Annotated in this window: 18 protein-coding genes; 9 read left to right on the forward strand and 9 right to left on the reverse strand. The window is 67.0% G+C overall.

Annotation, left to right across the window (positions count from 1 at the left end; all coding sequences use genetic code 11):
* The first annotated feature begins 33 nt into the window (after positions 1-33).
* From RD110_RS09460 to RD110_RS09480, 5 genes are all read left to right on the forward strand, one after another.
* Positions 34-1,509, forward strand: a complete 1,476-nt coding sequence (locus RD110_RS09460) for a TldD/PmbA family protein (protein WP_076198854.1) — start codon at positions 34-36, stop codon at positions 1,507-1,509.
* A complete protein-coding gene (locus RD110_RS09465) occupies positions 1,509-2,831 on the forward strand; it encodes a TldD/PmbA family protein (protein WP_076198856.1) in 1,323 nt (440 codons plus the stop codon). The genes RD110_RS09460 and RD110_RS09465 overlap by 1 nt, the downstream gene beginning before the upstream one ends.
* A gap of 70 nt (positions 2,832-2,901) precedes the next feature.
* Complete coding sequence (locus RD110_RS09470) at positions 2,902-3,540, forward strand: LysE family translocator (protein WP_076198858.1); 639 nt, start codon at positions 2,902-2,904, stop codon at positions 3,538-3,540.
* A 10-nt stretch (positions 3,541-3,550) separates the two neighbouring features.
* Entirely contained in the window at positions 3,551-4,018 is a 468-nt protein-coding gene (locus RD110_RS09475) for an OsmC family protein (protein ID WP_076198860.1), read from the forward strand.
* 89 nt (positions 4,019-4,107) lie between these two features.
* On the forward strand, positions 4,108-4,926 hold the full coding sequence (locus RD110_RS09480; protein WP_076198870.1) for a class I SAM-dependent methyltransferase: 819 nt from the start codon (positions 4,108-4,110) through the stop codon (positions 4,924-4,926).
* Positions 4,927-4,934: 8 nt separating this feature from the next.
* On the opposite strand, the gene RD110_RS09485 is transcribed toward RD110_RS09480, so the two are convergent.
* The 4 genes from RD110_RS09485 to RD110_RS09500 are packed head-to-tail and all read right to left on the reverse strand — an operon-like array spanning position 4,935 to position 8,653.
* On the reverse strand, positions 4,935-6,005 hold the full coding sequence (locus RD110_RS09485; protein ID WP_157900107.1) for a GGDEF domain-containing protein: 1,071 nt from the start codon (positions 6,003-6,005) through the stop codon (positions 4,935-4,937).
* 47 nt (positions 6,006-6,052) lie between these two features.
* Positions 6,053-6,826 carry a tRNA-uridine aminocarboxypropyltransferase gene (locus RD110_RS09490; RefSeq protein ID WP_076198874.1) on the reverse strand — a complete coding sequence of 258 codons (774 nt, stop codon included), beginning with the start codon at positions 6,824-6,826 and terminating at the stop codon, positions 6,053-6,055.
* Positions 6,823-8,241: an FAD-binding oxidoreductase gene (locus RD110_RS09495; protein WP_076198876.1), complete on the reverse strand. Its 1,419-nt coding sequence runs from the start codon at positions 8,239-8,241 to the stop codon at positions 6,823-6,825. Before RD110_RS09495 ends, RD110_RS09490 begins: the two co-directional genes overlap by 4 nt.
* Before the next feature lie 7 nt (positions 8,242-8,248).
* Positions 8,249-8,653, reverse strand: coding sequence for a DUF2069 domain-containing protein (locus RD110_RS09500; RefSeq protein WP_076198878.1), 405 nt, complete (start codon positions 8,651-8,653; stop codon positions 8,249-8,251).
* A 21-nt stretch (positions 8,654-8,674) separates the two neighbouring features.
* On the opposite strand from RD110_RS09500, the gene RD110_RS09505 reads away from it, so the two are divergent.
* Together RD110_RS09505 and RD110_RS09510 are read left to right on the forward strand one after the other, a co-directional pair.
* Positions 8,675-9,943 carry a YihY family inner membrane protein gene (locus tag RD110_RS09505; protein WP_076198880.1) on the forward strand — a complete coding sequence of 423 codons (1,269 nt, stop codon included), beginning with the start codon at positions 8,675-8,677 and terminating at the stop codon, positions 9,941-9,943.
* Positions 9,944-10,057: 114 nt separating this feature from the next.
* On the forward strand, positions 10,058-10,453 hold the full coding sequence (locus RD110_RS09510; protein ID WP_076198882.1) for a YciI family protein: 396 nt from the start codon (positions 10,058-10,060) through the stop codon (positions 10,451-10,453).
* Here the strand turns inward: RD110_RS09510 and RD110_RS09515 are convergent, their stop codons facing one another.
* The 3 genes from RD110_RS09515 to RD110_RS09525 form a co-directional block, all read right to left on the reverse strand.
* A complete protein-coding gene (locus RD110_RS09515; protein WP_076198884.1) occupies positions 10,454-11,101 on the reverse strand; it encodes a phosphatase PAP2 family protein in 648 nt (215 codons plus the stop codon). It abuts the gene before it with no gap.
* A gap of 71 nt (positions 11,102-11,172) precedes the next feature.
* Positions 11,173-11,979 carry an alpha/beta fold hydrolase gene (locus RD110_RS09520; RefSeq protein WP_076198886.1) on the reverse strand — a complete coding sequence of 269 codons (807 nt, stop codon included), beginning with the start codon at positions 11,977-11,979 and terminating at the stop codon, positions 11,173-11,175.
* Positions 11,976-13,277 (reverse strand): O-acetylhomoserine aminocarboxypropyltransferase, encoded by a 1,302-nt coding sequence (locus RD110_RS09525; protein WP_076198888.1) that lies wholly within the window; start codon positions 13,275-13,277, stop codon positions 11,976-11,978. Before RD110_RS09525 ends, RD110_RS09520 begins: the two co-directional genes overlap by 4 nt.
* 195 nt (positions 13,278-13,472) lie before the next feature.
* On the opposite strand from RD110_RS09525, the gene RD110_RS09530 reads away from it, so the two are divergent.
* The gene (locus RD110_RS09530; RefSeq protein WP_076198890.1) at positions 13,473-13,925 is read left to right on the forward strand and encodes a CBS domain-containing protein; all 453 of its coding nucleotides are present in this window, start codon (positions 13,473-13,475) and stop codon (positions 13,923-13,925) included.
* 181 nt (positions 13,926-14,106) lie between these two features.
* Here the strand turns inward: RD110_RS09530 and RD110_RS09535 are convergent, their stop codons facing one another.
* Positions 14,107-15,324 carry a polyhydroxyalkanoate depolymerase gene (locus RD110_RS09535; protein ID WP_076198892.1) on the reverse strand — a complete coding sequence of 406 codons (1,218 nt, stop codon included), beginning with the start codon at positions 15,322-15,324 and terminating at the stop codon, positions 14,107-14,109.
* 197 nt (positions 15,325-15,521) lie between these two features.
* Between RD110_RS09535 and RD110_RS09540 the strand changes: the two genes are divergently transcribed.
* Positions 15,522-16,178 carry a glutathione S-transferase gene (locus RD110_RS09540; protein ID WP_076204721.1) on the forward strand — a complete coding sequence of 219 codons (657 nt, stop codon included), beginning with the start codon at positions 15,522-15,524 and terminating at the stop codon, positions 16,176-16,178.
* 195 nt (positions 16,179-16,373) lie between these two features.
* On the opposite strand, the gene RD110_RS09545 is transcribed toward RD110_RS09540, so the two are convergent.
* Positions 16,374-16,796 carry a cupin domain-containing protein gene (locus RD110_RS09545; RefSeq protein ID WP_076198894.1) on the reverse strand — a complete coding sequence of 141 codons (423 nt, stop codon included), beginning with the start codon at positions 16,794-16,796 and terminating at the stop codon, positions 16,374-16,376.
* Between the last annotated feature and the right edge of the window lie 44 nt (positions 16,797-16,840).

A 16,840-nucleotide genomic window follows, 5' to 3' on the forward strand; every position in this document is an offset into this window, starting at 1 on the left:
TCACTCGGCGCGTACCGAAAAGGCTTTCAACATATGGACAAACTCGAAATCTGGGCCCAGGAGGCCGCCCGGCTGGCCGCGCCGGAGGCCGACTTCTGGTCGGTGCGCCATGTGGTGGAAAGTGCGGAGCAATTGAACGTGCGGCAGAACCTCGCCGAGTCGCCGGTGCGCACGCACGACGAAGGGGTGATGGTGTGCGTGGTCAGCGGCGGCGCCATGGGTTATGGGGCCACCGGCGATGTCTCCGGCCCCGGCATCCGGCAGGCGTTCAGCCAGGCCATGATGATGGCCCAGGCCGCCGCGGGCCACAGCGTGTTCGACTATCGCAAAGCGCTTGCAGAAGATGTCGCGCCGGCCGCCGCGCATTACCGTTCGCCGAACCGGCGCCCGGTCGGCCAGTCTTCGCTGAAGGAGCGCTTCGATCTGCTCATGGGCGTGAGCCACAGCCTCAAGCTCGGCAGCGAGATCGTCGACTGGAGCGCATCGCTGTGGACGACCCACACCGAACAACGGCTCGTGACTTCGCGCGGCGACCATGTTGCGCAGGCGTGGGATTTCGTCGTGCCCAACATCCTTGCCGTGGCCAGCGTGGGCGGCGAGACGCAGACGCGCAGTGCCGCCGGGCAGTACAACGGCTTCTGCCAGCAAGGCAGCCTGGAAGTGCTGGACCGCGCGGGCTTCGCGAACGACGGCCCGCGCGTGGCCCGCGAAGCCATCGAACTCGCACGCGCGCCGAACTGTCCGACGGGCGAGATGGACCTGGTGCTGATGCCCGACCAGATGATGCTGCAGATCCACGAGAGCATCGGCCATCCGCTGGAGCTCGACCGCATCCTCGGCGACGAGCGCAACTTCGCCGGCACCAGTTTCGTCACGCTCGACATGTTCGGCAGCTACGCCTACGGCAGCGACCTGCTGAACGTGACCTTCGATCCGACGCGCGGCGAGCAGTTCGCCAGTTTCGGCTTCGACGACGAAGGCACGCCGGCCCGGCGCGAGTTCATCATCGAGAAAGGCCTGCTCCAACGCCCGCTCGGCGGCAGCCTGTCGCAGCAGCGCGCGCACGCGCTCGGGGTGGACTTCGAAGCCGTCGCCACGACGCGTGCCTGCAGCTGGAACCGCGCGCCGATCGACCGCATGAGCAACCTCAACATCGAGCCCGGCACTTCTTCACTGGCCGACATGATCGCCAGCGTGGAAGACGGCATCCTGATGAAGACCAATGCTTCGTGGAGCATCGACGACTCGCGCAACAAGTTCCAGTTCGGCTGCGAATACGGCCAGCGCATCCGCGAGGGGCAACTCGCCGAGGTGGTGAAGAAGCCCAGCTACCGCGGCATCTCGTCCACCTTCTGGCGTTCGCTGGCCATGGTCGGCGATGCGTCCACCTTCGAGGTCATGGGCACGCCGTTCTGCGGCAAGGGCGAGCCGAACCAGGTCGTGCGCGTGGGCCATGCGGCGCCGGCCTGCAAGTTCAGCCGCGTGTCGGTGTTCGGCGGAGCGAACTGATGCAGATCTATTTCCAGCAATTGGCGGACGCCGTGTGCACGTTGCCGGGTGGCATCGACCGCGTGCTGTTGAACTTCTCGGCCGAGCAGTCCGACTTCATCCGTTTCAACCACGCCCAGGTGCGCCAGGCCACGCAGGTCGATCAGCGCTATGCCACGGTTTCGGTGGTGGCCGGCCTGCGCCGCGCCGACGGCAGCCTGAGCCTCTGCGGCGATCCGCAGCGCGACATCCAGCGCCTGCTGGCCGAACGTGCCACGCTCATCGAACAACTGCCTTTTATTCCCGAAGACCCTTATCTGCTGTTGCCCGGCGTGGTGACCAACACCGAACGCACCGAGGAGGGCAATGTCCCCAACGCCGTTTCGGTGATCGAAGCCGTGGCCCGGCATGCGGCCGGGGTGGACTTCGTCGGCTTCTATGCGGGCGGCGGCGTGCAGCGCGCGTTTGCCGACAGCCGCGGCCAGCGCAACTGGCACAGTGTGCGCAGCTTCAACTTCGAATGGTGCATCTACCAGGCGGCCGACAAGGCCGTGAAGGCCGCCTATGCCGGCACCGACTGGCAGGGTGATGAGCTGGCGGCGCGCATTCGCGACTCGGCGGCCCGCAGTGCGCTGCTGGCCCAGCCCGCGCGGGTCCTGTCGCCCGGCGCCTACCGCGTGTATTTCTCGCCTGTGGCGGTCGCCGAGATGCTGGGCACGCTGAGTTGGGGCGGCTTCGGCCTGAAGGCGGTCAAGACCGGCGTGTCCAGCCTGATCCTGATGCACCGCGACGGCATGCGCCTGAATGCAGGCGTGAACCTGCTCGAAGCCACCTCGACGGGCACCGCGCCGCGTTTCCAGGGAGATGGCTTCGTCAAGCCCGACGCCGTGCCGCTAGTCCGCGCCGGCGTGGTGGCCGACTCCCTGGTCTCCCCGCGCTCGGCGCAGGAATATGGCCAGCCCACGAACGGCAGCGGCGGCGGCGAATCGCCCGAAGCCCTGGCGCTCGGCCCGGGCGATCTGCCCGCAACCGAGGTGCTGCAGCGCCTGGGCACCGGCGTATGGATCAGCAACCTGCACTACCTCAACTACAGCGATCGCCAGGCTTGCCGCATCACGGGCATGACCCGTTTCGCCTGCTGGTGGGTGGAGGACGGCCGACTCGTCGCGCCCATCCAGGTGATGCGTTTCGACGACTCGCTGCTGCGCATGTTCGGCGAGGGGCTGGTGGCGCTGACGGACGCCGCGGAGCTCGTGCCCGATGCGGCCACCTACGGCGCGCGGCAACTCGGCAGCGTGACCGCGCCGGGGGCGATCGTGGACGGGTTTTGCCTGACCTTGTGAGGCCACGGCACCGCGCCGGCCCGTTCCCGGCGGCAAAACTACAATCCGGAACTCAACAAGGAACCGCACCATGACCTGGTCCAACTGGCTCGTCTTTGCAAGCGTTTCGATCTTCATGGCCTTCACGCCCGGTCCGGCCGTGCTGCTGGCCGTATCGAATTCGGTGTCGGTCGGCCCGGGCCGGGCCATGCTCGGCTCGCTGGGCAATGCACTGGGCATTTTCCTTGTCTCTGCCGTCGCCATGGCCGGGTTGGGGGTGTTGCTCAGCACATCGGCCACGGCCTTCCTGGCGTTGAAGCTCGCGGGTGCGGCTTACCTGATCTATCTCGGCATCAAGCAATGGCGCAATGGCGCCAACGGCTTCGCCGATGCCGACCAGGCGCAAGCGGCGGGCGTACGCGGTTCGCTGAAGCTGTTCCTCAACGGCGTGACCGTGGCCGTCACCAATCCCAAGGCGATCCTGTTCTTCACCGCGCTGTTCCCGCAGTTCCTCGTTGCCGATGCGCCAGCGACCGAACAGTTCCTGGTGCTCACCGCCACTTTCGCCGGCTGCACGGTGCTGTCGCACATCTTCTACGTGCTGCTGGCGCGCGGACTCAAGCGCAGTTTCGCCGACGCGCGGCGCGTGCGGCTGTTCAACCGCATCTCGGGTGGCGCCTTCGTGCTGCTCGGCCTGGGCCTGCTGAGGCTGCGCAGCAAGGCGGCTTGAAGGGGCACCGATGCGCCATGTCTACACGGCACAGGTCGCCTGGGAACGCGCCGGCCAGGCCTTCATCGACAACCGCTACAGCCGGCGGCATGTGATCCGGCTCGACGGCGGCCTCGAGGTGCCGGCCTCGTCGTCGCCCCTGGTGGTACGCGTGCCTTTCTCCGACCCGGCGGCCATGGACCCGGAGGAGGCCTTCGTCGCCTCGCTGTCGAGTTGCCACATGTTGTGGTTCCTCGGCATTGCGGCCGAGCGCAAGTTCTGTGTCGACAGTTATGTCGATCAGGCCGAGGGGGTGATGCGCCCGAACGCGAAAGGCAAGCTCGCCTTCTCCCTCGTGACGCTGCGGCCCGCGGTGCGTTTCTGCGGTGACAGGCTGCCGAGCGATGACGATATTGCAGCCATGCACCGACTGGCGCACGAGGAATGTTTCATCGCGAATTCGGTGCTTGCCGACGTCCGCTGCGAGCCGGTGCATTGAACTGAATCGCAGCTTGTAGCCACGCCGGAACGTGACCACAATGGGGTCTGGGCCGGGACATCGCTCCCGGGTCAGGCAAGGAGACGATCATGTCCGTTCCCGACAACGCGCCCGTGTTCGCGGGTTCCGTTCCGCAGCTCTATGAAAAGTACATGGTGCCGCTGATCTTCGAGCCTTACGCGGTCGACATGGCCGCGCGGGTCGCAGAGCGCCGGCCTTCGCAGGTGCTCGAGGTCGCGGCCGGGACGGGTGTCGTCACGCGCAAGCTGGCGCGGCTGCTGCCGCCCGAGGCCACGATCGTGGCCACCGATCTGAGCCCGGCCATGCTCGAGCAGGCGGCATTGGCGGTCACCGGCCGGCCCATCACCTGGCGCCAGGCCGACGCCATGCAGCTGCCGTTTCCCGACGCTGCGTTCGATGTGGTCGTGTGCCAATTCGGCGTGATGTTCTTTCCCGACAAGGCGCAAGCCTTCGCCGAGGCCAGGCGCGTGCTGCGCCCGGGGGGCACATTGCTCTTCAACGTCTGGGACCGCATCGAAGACAACGAATTCGCCGACACCGTGACCACCGCGCTGGCCGGCGTCTTTCCGGACGATCCGCCGCGCTTTCCCGTGCGCGTGCCGCACGGCTATTTCGCGTGGCCCGTCATCGCCCAGGATCTCGCCGCCGGAGGCTTTACCGGCAGCCCCGCATTCGCCACGCTGGCCGCGCGCAGCCGTGCGGACAGTCCCGAGGTGCCGGCCTTGGCCTACTGCCAGGGGACGCCGCTACGCGGCGAAATCGAAGCGCGCGGACATCCCGGCCTGGCCGATGCCACCGCAGCCGCGGCCGAGGCGATCGCGCGCCGGTTCGGCACCGGTGCGGTGGATGGTGGCATTCAGGCCTCCATCGTCTGCGTCGACCGCTGAGTGCGCGCTCAGGCCGCAGGCGGCCCGTCATCCATCCCTTCGGCCCGGTTGCGCCCGCCGTGCTTGGCCGCATACAGCGCTACATCGGCGCGCTGCAGCAGGGTTTCGGCGGTGTCGCCGGCTCGCACCCGCACGACCCCACAACTGACGCTGATGGTGTGTTCGCCGACCAGCGGCGTGGCCGCCACATGGCGGCACAGCCCGGCGGCCTTGTGCATGGCCTGCTCGAACGCGGTCTCCGGCAGGACCACGATGAACTCTTCGCCGCCCCAGCGGCCGAGCATGTCGACGTCGCGGAGCACTTCCGTGGCCCGCGCGGCCAGGGCCACGAGGGCCTGATCGCCGACGGCGTGCCCGAAACGGTCGTTGATCGTCTTGAAGTGGTCGATGTCGATCAGGATGACTGAAAACGCGTGCCCGTAACGCGTGAAGCGGACCAGTTCGGAACCGATCGCTTCGGCCATGCGCCGGCGATTGGCCAGCTTGGTGAGTTCGTCGGTGTTGGCCAGCCGGGCCAGCTCGTCCACCGTGAGCAGCGCGATCTGGAAGCGGTGCTGGTAGCTGGAGAAAAAATAAAGCGCCGCGATCAACACCGCCGACACCATGTGCAACTGAACGGTGAAGTTGGCGTAGGGCGGCGGATCCTGGCTCAGCAGGTAAGGCAGGCTGATGGCCACAAAGAGCGCGAGGATGCAGAGCGAGATGGTCAGGCTGGTCTTGTGGCCCGCCAGCGTGAAGGCGAACACGTAGATCACCGGAATCCACAGGTACAGCGGTTGCAGGTCGATGCTGGCGCCGTACACGGGTGCATAGAGGCGCAGCGCCATGCAGGCGGCGCAGATGCCGGCCGCGAACAACAGGCAGGCCATGTCGATGTAGCGCGTCGGCAGCAGTCGCCGCCACACGACCACGTACATCACCGGGTGGAACACCAGGTTCAGTCCGAACACCCCGCGCAGCACTGCAGACGATTGGCCGCGCGCCTCCATCAGGGCCCAGCCGGCCGCCGAACTCAGCAGGCTCAGCGCAAGGATCGCCATCAGGACGCGGCGTTTGAGATGTTCGGCTGGCTTCGGCACGGGCGGGGGCGTTGTGAACGACGGCGGCAGCGTGCCGCAAGCAATGACTAGGCCTGGCTGTCCGCGGGAACGCCTTGCGCTTCCCTCTGATGGGTCGAGGCCCGCAGGCGCAGGTGCGCGGCGTCTTCAGGGTCCGGCTTCACCGAGTTCTTGGCGTCGATGTAGCGGCCGGTGAAAACTTCCAGGTAGGCATCCAGGGTTTCGGCCGCCTGGCGCTCGCCGGCCAGCGCCAGGCAGCGCGCGGCGACTTCGGCCGTGCAGAGCTGTGCGTCGTCGTAGCCCTGGCGCAGCCGGTAGCGGGAAAGCTGCTCGGGGCGGACGCTGAGCATCGGCAGGCCGTTGAGGTAGGGGCTCTTCCTGAACATCTTGTTGGCCTCGGTCCAGGTGCCGTCCAGCAGCACGAACAGCGGGCGTTTGCCGGGCAGGGTGGGCACCTCGGTCACGGTGCGCGCCACGGCCGGGGCGTCCTGCGGGTCGGCGGGGAACACCAGGTAGGGCGTCCATTGCGGGTCGGCCAGCAGCCGCAGCAGGGCCGGGTCGACTTCGGTGCGCGCCCAGCCGAAGGCGAAGGTGTGCGGCACCACGTCGGCGATCAGCCAGCCGGTGTTGCTGGGCTTCAGGGCTTCCACATCGGCCATGATGAGGCACATGCCGGCCTCGGTCTGCGCCCGCGGCCGCAGCGCACAGAAGCAATGGCTGGCGATGACACGGCAGCCGGGGCAGCGTGGCTGGCGGTTGCCTCGGCCGACGAAGGGCTTCTTGCTGCTGGCCTGGCGCTCTGCGCGCAGCCGGGCGACGGCGTGGAGTTGCTGTGTGCTCACAACACCCGGCCAGGGTTCATCAGCCCCTGCGGGTCCAGCGCGGTCTTGATCGCGCGCATCATGGATAGCGCCACCGGCGACTTGTGCTTCACGAGTTTGTGCCGCTTGAGTTCACCCACGCCGTGTTCGGCCGAGATCGAGCCGTCGAATTGCTGCACGGCGTCGTAGACGATGGTGTTCACGTGTTCCTCCTGTTCGCGCAGGAAGGCTTTCGGGTCGCCTTCGGCGGGCGCCTGGATGTTGTAGTGCAGGTTGCCGTCGCCCAGGTGGCCGAAGTTGACGAAGCGCACGCCGGGAATCGCGGCGGCCAGGGCGGCGTCGGTCTGCCGCACAAACTCGGGGATGCGCGAGACCGGAATCGAGATGTCGTGCTTGATGTTCAGGCCTTCCTCGGCCTGGGCCAGGGTGATGCTTTCGCGGACGTGCCAGAGGTTGTGCGCCTGGGCGATGTTCTCGGCCACCACGGCATCGCTGACCAGGCCCTGTTCGAGTGCGGCCTCGAGCAGGCTCTCGAATTGTGAGCGGGCGTGGTCCTCGGACTCGCTGTCGGAATTTTCCAGCAGCACGCACCACGGCGCGTCCTTCCACATCGGCACGCGCAACTGCGGGTAGTGCTTGTCGACCAGGCTCAGCGCGAACTGGCCCATCACCTCGAAGCCGGTGAGGCCTGCGCCCAGGCGCTGGTGGGCCAGCACGAGCAGCTTGACCGCGTCGTCGAGCGAGGCCACGGGCGCCCAGGCGGTGAGCTGCGCGGCCGGCTGCGGAAACAGCTTCACCGTGGCTGCGGTGATGATGCCCAGCGTGCCTTCGCTGCCGATGAACAAGTCGCGCAGGTCGTAGCCGGTGTTGTCCTTGCGCAGGCCCGACAGGCCGTCCCAGATCTCGCCCTGCGCGGTCACGACCTCCACACCCAGGCACAGTTCGCGTGCATTGCCGTAGCGCACGACCTGGGTGCCGCCGGCATTGGTGGCCAGGTTGCCGCCGATGGTGCAGCTGCCTTCGGCGCCCAGGCTCAGCGGGAACAGGAAACCCGCTTTCTCGGCCGCGTCCTGCAGGTTCTGCAGGATGCAGCCGGCCTCCACGGTGATGGTCGAATTGCCCGGGTCCACGTTGCGCACGGCGCTCATGCGCTGCAGGCTCAGCACCACCTGGGTGCCGCTGTCGTTCGGGATCGAGCCGACCACCAGCCCGGTGTTGCCGCCTTGCGGCACGATGCTGGTGCCGGCGGCGGCGCAGGCCTGCACGACTTCGGCCACCTGGCGCGTGCTGCCCGGGCGCACCACCGCCAACGCCCTGCCGCGCGTGCGCTTGCGCCAGTCCTGTTCCCAGGCACCGAGGTCGGCTTCGGGATCGTCGTGGGTGAAAACGTTGGTGTCGCCGACGATGCGGCGCAACTGGTCGATCAGGTCTTGCATGGGGCCTTCAGGCGGAAAGGGGTGTCGTGGACGAAGCGGCGAGGGCGGCGGCCTTGGCGTGTTTCTGGCGCAGCCGCACATGCAGCGCGCAGGCGGCGAACAGGCCCAGGCACAGCAACACTTCGGCCAAGGCGAACCAGGCGCTCGGCGCCTTGTCGCTCCAGGCGCGCACCACGCCCTCGGTGAAATACAGCCATACCACCAGGCTTAGCCAGCGGTAGGTGTACATGCGGTTCTTCAGCACGCCGGCCAGCGGCAGGCACAGCGGCAGCACTTTCAGCGCCAGCAGCGAGCCGCCGGGCTTGATCGGCGCGAGCCAGAGCTCCCAGGCCAGGCCGAGCACGATCAGGCCCAGCAGGCAGGCCACGGCCAGGCGGCGCGTCCAGGCGACGGTATGGTGATCGGTAGTCATTGCGATGGCATCATACCGAGCATGCCTTTGCCCCCGGCGCCTGTCGCTCATTCCCTGTCACTGTCCCGCCGCCTCGAACTGCTGCTGGCCGATCTGCGCCGCTTTCCCTGGCGCACTACCGCCCATACGCTGCGCGAGCGGTTCCGCGAAGACCAGCTCGGCCTGACCGCCAGCAGCCTGACCTTCACCACCTCGCTGGCGCTCGTGCCGTTCTTCACCGTGGCGCTGGCGGTCTTCACCGCGTTCCCGATGTTCGGCAAGGTGCAGGACGTGCTGCAGCGCTGGCTGGTGCAGAGCCTGATCCCGGATTCGATCGCGCGCCAGGTGCTGGGCTACCTCACGCAGTTCGCGGCCAAGGCCAGCAAGCTCGGCAGCGTGGGCCTGGCCATCGTGCTGGTCACCGCGCTGGCGTTGATCCTCACCATCGACCGCACGCTCAACCGCATCTGGCGCGTGCGCCGGCCGCGGCCGCTGGGCCAGCGCGTGCTGATCTACTGGGCGGCGATCACGCTCGGCCCGCTGATCCTAGGCGCGAGCCTGGCGCTGACCTCCTATGCCATCTCCAGCTCGCAGGGCGTGGTCGACAACCTGCCCGGCGGCGTGCGGGTGCTGCTCGACACGATCGAGTTCGCCCTGCTGGCCGGCGGCATGGCCGCGCTGTACCACTACGTGCCGAACACGCGCGTGCGCTGGGGCCATGCCTGGGCCGGCGGCATCTTCGTGTCGGCCGGCATCGAGGTTGCCAAGCGGCTGCTGAGCTTCTACCTGGCCTCGGTGCCGACCTATTCCATGGTCTACGGCGCTTTCGCCACGCTGCCGATCCTGCTGGTCTGGCTGTACCTGGCCTGGGTGATCGTGCTGCTCGGCGCGGTGATCGCGGCCTACCTGCCCAGCCTCATGACCGGCGTGGCGCGGCGCGCGAGCGAACACGGCTGGCAGTTCCAGCTTGCGGTGGAGGTGCTGCAGCAGTTGGACCGGTCGCGGCTGAACCTCGCGCGCGGCGGGCATGGACTGAGTGCCACACAGCTTGCACAGGCGTTGGGCGTCGATGTGCTGCAGCTCGAGCCGGTGCTCGACACGCTGGGCGCGCTCGACTGGACCGGCAAACTCGACGAGATGGAAATGGCCGGCACGCCGAGGCCCGAGGCGCGTTACGTGCTGCTGGCCGATCCGGACGCGACGCCCGCCGCGCCGCTGTTCGAGCAGTTGCTGCTGGCACCGAGTCCGGGCCTTGAAAATCTATGGAAAAACAGCCGTTTGCGCAGTCTGCATCTGTGTGACCTGTTATGAAAAAGTGAGCAAAATCGGCGGTTGGCACTGCCAGGTTTCCCGCAAGACGGCGGCCACCGTCGATTCGCGGCGGTGACGTTCGTCGTAGCAGACCACCCATCCAACGGAGCCTTCATGAAATACATCGGACTCGCCTACTACGACCCGCAAAAGATGGGTGCGCTGCCGCCCCAGGAGCGGCAAGCCATCGTGAGCCAATGCCCGGCATTGGACCAAAAGATGTACGCCACCGGGAAGGTGCGGGTTTCGGCGTCGCTCGGCGCGCCGATGACCTTGCGCCCCCGCGCGGGCAAGACGCTGATCAGCGATGGTCCGTACGCCGAATCGAAGGAAATCGTCGGCGGGCTCTTCATCATCGAGGCGGATTCCCGCGACGAGGCGCTGCGCATTGCCGCGATGCATCCGGCGGCGACCCTGGGCGAAGCCGCAGGCTGGGGGATCGAGCTGATTCCTCTGGAGGAACGGGTGTTGCCATCGCCGGCTGAGCCCCGGCAGCCGTCTGGCGGCTAGTCAGGACGGCTGGCCCGCGTGCAGGTCCTCGCGCAGGAAGGGCCGGTCCCGCCCGGCCAGCCGCAGCGACAGTTCGGTCACGAGATCATGGGCGTTGGTCGGCGCGGCGTAGCCCGGCATCAGCGCGAACCAGCACGCCACCGCGACCAGGGCCCAGCGCAGCCACGGCCGGCCGGCCGGCCGCCCGGCCAGCCACAAGGTGCAGCCGCTGGCGGCCGCGCCCAGCACGAAGCCGGCCACCACCTCCGACCAGGAATGCGCGTGGACCACCACCCGGCTGTAGGCGATGAGCAGGGCGAAGGCATAGGCCGCGGCCACGGCCAGCAGCTGCCAGCGCCGCCGCTCGGGCCGGGCGCTGGCGGTGAGGGCGAAGGCCATCACCGGGTAGATGGCCGCGGAGAACATGGCATGGCCCGAGACCCCGGTGAAGTCGAGCGCGCGGATGCCCACGCCCCAGCCGATGAAGGCGATTTTCGACACCGAGGTGATGAACACGGCCACGCCCAGCGGCAGCAGCCAGGCCAGCGCGAGCCGCCAGGAACGGCCGACGAACAGCATCCACAGCGCCAACGCGATGGCCACCGGCCAGAGGATGCCGATTTCGCCAAAGCGGGTGAGCCAGCGGTATTCGGAATAGGGCAAAAGCATCGCGCGATTCTAGGCCGGCACTGTTGCAGTGCAGCATGGACACGGCGCTTCGTGCTTCGCGCTTCGATTCCTCAGCGCACCAGGAAATGGTTGAGCGCGGCCAGTACCGCTTCCGGCGCCTCGGCCATCAGGTCGTGGCCGGCATCCACCGTCACCAACCGGCCGTGGCGTGCGCGCAGCACCAGCGGCTGCGCGGCCTGCGGCGGCGTCATCTGGTCGCGCTGGCCGGCGATGAAGAGTGTGGAGGCTTCGACTTTCTCCATGGCCGACTCGCCGCCGCGGTAGTCGTCGCAGGCCTTGAAGCCGGTGTGGAACACGTTCACCGCCGGGTTGCTGGCCAGCACGCGTCGCATCAGGGCGCGCGCGCCGCCGGCCACCCAGGTGCCGGGGCCGAGCACGGACGGCGGCGGCGCCAGCAGCGCATGCGAGAAACGGTTCACCATGTCGATGGCCACCAGCGGCTCGTCGAGCGAGGCCTGCAGGAGCGCGGGCGACACCTTCATCGGCGCGGCCGTGCCGAGCAGCACCAGTTGGCGCACGCGGGAAGGCGCACGCGCCGCCGCTTCCATGGCGATCAGCGAGCCGAAGCTGTGGCCGATCAGCGTGGCGGCCGGCAGCCCAGCCGCGTCGAGCAGGGCGATCAGCCAGTCGGCCGCGGCTTCGACCGACGTCGGCGGCGCGCCCGCGCTGCGGCCATGGCCGGGCAGGTCCACGGCCAGCACGTTCCAGCCGTGGTGCGCGAGGTAACGCGTCTGCAAGATCCACACGCTGTGGTCGTTCAATACGCCGTGGACGAAGACCAGGGTCGGTTGCCCGGGATTGAAGCTTTTGCCGCCGGTGTACGCGTAGACGGCGGCGCCGTGGACGGTGAAGATCATGCCGCCGCCTTTTCTGCTGTTTTCAAAGCGCGCTGAAGGTCGTCGATCAGGTCGCTCGGGTCTTCCAGGCCGATCGACAGGCGGATCGTGCCCTGCGTGATGCCGGCACGGGCCAGCGCCTCGTCCGCCATGCGGAAATGCGTGGTGCTGGCGGGGTGGATCACCACGCTGCGGCAGTCCCCCACATTGGCCAGGTGGCTGAAGATCTTCAGCGCCTCGACGAACTTCTTGCCCTGTTCGCGGCTGCCTTTCAGGTCGAAGCTGAAGACGGAACCCGCGCCGCGCGGCAGCAGCTTCTGGGCGAGGGCATGGCCCGGATGGGTTTGCAGCAAAGGATGGCCGACGCGCGCCACGAAAGCGTGCCCGGCCAGGAATTCCACGACCTTGCGCGTGTTCTCCATGTGCCGCGCCATGCGCAGCGGCAGGGTCTCGATGCCCTGCAGGATCAGCCAGGCCGTGTGCGGGCTCATGCAGGCGCCGAAGTCGCGCAGGCCTTCGCGGCGCGCGCGCAGCAGGAAGGCGCCGACCGTGCTCTCCTCGCTGAACACCATGTTGTGGAAGCCGTCGTAGGCCTGGGTCAGTTCGGGGAAGCGGCCCGATTTCTCCCAGTCGAAGCTGCCGCCATCGACCACCAGGCCGCCGATCACCGTGCCGTGGCCGCTGAGAAACTTGGTCGCCGAGTGGTAGACCAGATCGGCCCCATGGTCGAAAGGCTTGATCAGCCAGGGCGAGGTCAGCGTGGAGTCCACCAGCAGCGGCACGCCGGCCTCGTGCGCGATGGCCGAGACGGTGGCGATGTCGAGCACGTCCAGACCGGGGTTGCCGACGGTTTCGCCGAAGAAGAGTTTGGTGTTCGGCTTTACTGCGGCGCGCCAGCCGTCGATGTCGCCGGGCTGCACGAAGGTAGTTTCGATGCCGAAGCGGCGCAGCGTGTAGTGCAGCAGGTTCTGCGAGCCGCCATACAGGGCCGTGCTGGCCACGATGTGCGAGCCCGCGCCCATGAGCGTGGCCACCGCCAGGTGCAGCGCCGCCTGGCCGCTGGCCGTGGCAATGGCGCCGATGCCGCCTTCGAGTGCCGAGATGCGCTGCTCGAGCACGGCATTGGTCGGGTTGCTAATGCGCGAATACACGTGGCCGGCGCGCTCCAGGTTGAACAGCGCGGCGGCATGGTCGCTCGACTCGAAGACGAACGAGGTGCTGAGGTGGATGGGCACGGCGCGGGCGCCGGTGGCCGGGTCGGGCGCGGCGCCCGCGTGCAGGGCCAGCGTGTCGAAGCCGGGGTCTGAGTAACCGGGCATGGGCTTTTGTCTCCGTGGTTGGGCGCGGGCGGCGGCTGGTGCGGCCTCCTGGTATTTCCGACGCCGTCAAGGCCAAACTGGGCAAAACCGCCCGAAAAGACCCGACAGTGCGTTTATTGTGGGCTATATTGACACCATGGGACGCGCCGAGTCCCTACCCGATCACCGAAACCGCGAGCCACGAGGAGAACTTCCATGAAAGTCAGCGACATCCTGCGCGTCAAAGGCAACACACTCTACACCGCCACCCCCGACGAGCCCCTGGCCACGGCGGTGAACCTGATGGCCGAGAAGGACATCGGTTCGCTGGTGGTGATGGCGCATGGCGACCTGGTCGGCATGCTGACCTTCCGGGAGGTGATCCTGGCCATCGTGAAGAACGGCGGCGCCATCGGCAACACGCTGGTGCGCACGGCGATGGACGACCACCCGCTCACCTGCAGTTCCGAGACCGACCTGGATGAAGTCCGGCGCATGATGCTCGACCGCCACGCGCGCTACATGCCGGTGATGAACCAGAAGATGCTGATGGGTGTGATCAGCCTGTACGACGTGGCCAAGGCCGTGGTCGACAGCCAGAACTTCGAGAACAAGATGCTCAAGGCCTACATCCGCGACTGGCCGGCCGAAGACGAATCGCCGACTTGAAACCGGCCTTCGCCCAACAAAAAGCCCGCTCTGTCAGCGGGCTTTTTTGTGCTTCGACAGGCTCAGCCCCTTCGTCGCGCTCAGGATGATCGGGGTGCTTCGACAGGCTCAGCACGAACGGTGGGTACCTTGGTGGTTCCTGTCCCCGTTCGCCCCGAGCTCGTCGAAGGGTTAGTGCCACTCAGCTCGTGCTATGGATCATGTCCCGCACACGCGGATAGATCTGCTGGTTCCACTTGCGCCCGCTGAACACGCCGTAATGCCCCACGCCCGTCTGGATGTGGTGCGTCTTCATGTAGGGCCGGATGCCTGTACACAGGTCGTGCGCGGCCACGGTCTGGCCAATGGAGCAGATGTCGTCGCGTTCGCCCTCGACCGTCATCAGTGCGGTGCGGCGGATCGCGCCGCAGTTGACCGTGCGGCCCTTGTACGTGAGCACGCCGCGCGGCAGGTCGTAGGTCTGGAACACTTTCTCCACCGTCTCCAGGTAGAACTCGGCCGGCAGGTCGTTCACCGCCAGGTACTCGTCGTAGAACACCTGGATGGTCCTGGCCTTGTCGAGCTCACCTTCGACGAGGAACTTGTACATGTCCTTGTACTGCTGCTTGTGCCGGTCCAGGTTCATGCTCAGGAACGCGCTGAGCTGGATGAAGCCTGGGTAGACGCGGCGCATGTAGCCAGCGTGCGGCCAGGGTACGTGGGTGATCAGGTTCTTCTCAAACCAGTCGATGGGCTTGCTCGTGGCCAGGGTGTTCACGCCGGTTGGGTTGATGCGGCAGTCCACCGGGCCGGCCATCAGCGTGAGGCTTCTCGGCTGGGCCGGGTGGTCGTCCTCGGCCATCACCGCCGTGGCGGCCAGCGCGGCCACGCAGGGCTGGCAGACGGCGATCACGTGTGTGCCGGGGCCGATGGCCTCGATGAAGCGGATCATGTGCTCGGCGTAGTCGTCCAGCGCAAAGGCGCCGTGCTTGAGCGACACGTCGCGGGCGTTGTGCCAGTCGGTGATGTAGACGTCGTGGTCCTGCAGCAGGGTGCGCGTGGTTTCGCGCAGCAGCGTCGCGAAGTGGCCCGACAGCGGCGCCACCAGCAGCACCTTGGGCTGTTCCGGTTCGTCGGCGGCCAGGGTCTTCTTGAAGTGCAGCAGGCTGCCGAACGGCTGCTTCATCACCACTTCCTCGGTGATGGCGAACTCGCGTTCGCCCACCGTCACGCTGGCGATGCCGTAACTCGGCCGGCTGTGGGTGAGGCGCATGCGGGAGAACACGTCGCAGGCGGCGGCGAGTTTGCGCAGCGGACTGCTTTCGGTGTCGGGTAACCAGAAGGCAGCGCTGAGGCTTTGGGCCATGAGACGCAGTGGCGACGTCAGGTCGGACTGGAGTTGATAGGCCTGGTAAAGCATCGTTGAGTTGTCCTGTGCCGTTTTGGGGCTTGTGGTGGCTAGCAGGCAAGTTACGGGCCAGTTGCATTGGTGGTGTCGCCAAGGCGATGGCGGGGGCGGCGCGAGGGCCGCTGTCGGCCTGTCACCTCTGGCACGGCGCCGGGCTTTCTGGCACAACCCTTGCGAAGCGATTGGCCAACACGAAGCAGGAGCACAACATGGCCAAGGCCGAATTGACGATCAGCAGCAAGAACTACGGCGCCTGGGCTTTGCGCGGCTGGTTGATGGCGAAGCTGGCCGGCCTGGAGTTCACCGAGAACGTGGTCTCGCCCGACGATCCGGCGATGAAGGCCGAGATGCTGCTGCTGTCGTCCTCCATGCTCGTGCCTTCGCTGGTGCACAACAAGATCAAGGTTTGGGACACGCTGGCCATCGGCGAATACCTCAACGAGATCAAGCCCAAGGCCGGCCTGTTGCCTGCCGACGCCGCCGCCCGCGCGCATTGCCGCGCCATCTGCGGCGAGATGCATTCGGGTTTCAGTTCGCTGCGCGCGGCGCTGCCGATGAACATCAAGGGCCATTTCCCGAATTTCAAGATATGGTCGCGGGCCCAGGCCGACATCGACCGCATCCTCGAGATCTGGAAGGAATGCCTGGCCGTCTACGGCGGCCCCTATCTCTTCGGCAGCCACCCCTGCGTGGCCGACGCGATGTACGCGCCGGTGGTGACGCGTTTCCTGACCTACGACGTGAAGGTGGACCCGGTCTGCGCCGCCTACTGCAAACGCATCATGGAACTGCCCGCGATGCAGGAATGGGTGGAAGAGGCCCAGCGCGAGCCAGACGACATCGAGGAACTCGACGCTGAATTTTGAACACCCCCAGGTTGGCTCACTGCGTGTAGCCGCCCACCCCCTTGCAAGGGGCACAACCTGCGGCCGGGCAAAGCCCGTTCCGCGGTTGTTCTGGAAGGCTTGTACATTGGCGCTGCGGTTACCCGTTACGGTCTTGTTCCCTCGCCCCTGTGGGGAGAGGGCCAGGGTGAGGGGTGGGTCGCCAAAGGCGCAGGATCACTTCCAAGGCGTCGGCGCCGGAATCTCGCAAACCGGTTCCACGTCGATCGACTTGAAGTCCGCCGGCGACACGATTTCCAGGTATTCCATGTCCGGCGAATAGTCGAACAGGTAGTGCGAGATGCCGGGGCGCTGGTGCACGCAGTCGCCGGCCTGGACCAGGGTTTCCTTGTCTTCGTACATGAAGCGGGCCCAGCCCTTGAGCATGATCACGATCTGGAAATCGGCCTCGTGGCGGTGCCAGCCCGTGCCCGTTTCTGGTGCCATGTTGGCCTTCACGAGGTGCGCGATCACTTTTCCGTGCGTGGCGTCGGCGATGCCCAGGTCGCGGTAGAGGAAGAAATCGCGCAAGCCGCCGGAAACGTAGTCGGTGTCGCCTGGCTTGACGTGGGAAAACTTGGTGGCGGTGCGGTCGAGCATCGGACTCTCCTTGAAAAGAAGTCGTACACCACGATTGGTGCGCT

Origin of the sequence: Rhodoferax koreense (genome assembly GCF_001955695.1) — a bacterium.
In the GTDB taxonomy this organism is placed as follows: Bacteria; Pseudomonadota; Gammaproteobacteria; order Burkholderiales; family Burkholderiaceae_C; genus Rhodoferax_B; species Rhodoferax_B koreensis.

Excerpts from the sequence above, each read along its gene's own strand:
- RD110_RS09460 (WP_076198854.1), top strand. The coding sequence starts at position 34 with ATGGACAAACTCGAAATCTGGGCCCAGGAGGCCGCCCGGCTGGCCGCG.
- RD110_RS09465 (WP_076198856.1), top strand. The coding sequence starts at position 1,509 with ATGCAGATCTATTTCCAGCAATTGGCGGACGCCGTGTGCACGTTGCCG.
- RD110_RS09470 (WP_076198858.1), top strand. The coding sequence starts at position 2,902 with ATGACCTGGTCCAACTGGCTCGTCTTTGCAAGCGTTTCGATCTTCATG.
- RD110_RS09475 (WP_076198860.1), top strand. The coding sequence starts at position 3,551 with ATGCGCCATGTCTACACGGCACAGGTCGCCTGGGAACGCGCCGGCCAG.
- RD110_RS09480 (WP_076198870.1), top strand. The coding sequence starts at position 4,108 with ATGTCCGTTCCCGACAACGCGCCCGTGTTCGCGGGTTCCGTTCCGCAG.
- RD110_RS09495 (WP_076198876.1), bottom strand. The coding sequence starts at position 8,241 with ATGCAAGACCTGATCGACCAGTTGCGCCGCATCGTCGGCGACACCAAC.
- RD110_RS09500 (WP_076198878.1), bottom strand. The coding sequence starts at position 8,653 with ATGACTACCGATCACCATACCGTCGCCTGGACGCGCCGCCTGGCCGTG.
- RD110_RS09505 (WP_076198880.1), top strand. The coding sequence starts at position 8,675 with ATGCCTTTGCCCCCGGCGCCTGTCGCTCATTCCCTGTCACTGTCCCGC.
- RD110_RS09510 (WP_076198882.1), top strand. The coding sequence starts at position 10,058 with ATGAAATACATCGGACTCGCCTACTACGACCCGCAAAAGATGGGTGCG.
- RD110_RS09515 (WP_076198884.1), bottom strand. The coding sequence starts at position 11,101 with ATGCTTTTGCCCTATTCCGAATACCGCTGGCTCACCCGCTTTGGCGAA.
- RD110_RS09520 (WP_076198886.1), bottom strand. The coding sequence starts at position 11,979 with ATGATCTTCACCGTCCACGGCGCCGCCGTCTACGCGTACACCGGCGGC.
- RD110_RS09525 (WP_076198888.1), bottom strand. The coding sequence starts at position 13,277 with ATGCCCGGTTACTCAGACCCCGGCTTCGACACGCTGGCCCTGCACGCG.
- RD110_RS09530 (WP_076198890.1), top strand. The coding sequence starts at position 13,473 with ATGAAAGTCAGCGACATCCTGCGCGTCAAAGGCAACACACTCTACACC.
- RD110_RS09535 (WP_076198892.1), bottom strand. The coding sequence starts at position 15,324 with ATGCTTTACCAGGCCTATCAACTCCAGTCCGACCTGACGTCGCCACTG.
- RD110_RS09540 (WP_076204721.1), top strand. The coding sequence starts at position 15,522 with ATGGCCAAGGCCGAATTGACGATCAGCAGCAAGAACTACGGCGCCTGG.
- RD110_RS09545 (WP_076198894.1), bottom strand. The coding sequence starts at position 16,796 with ATGCTCGACCGCACCGCCACCAAGTTTTCCCACGTCAAGCCAGGCGAC.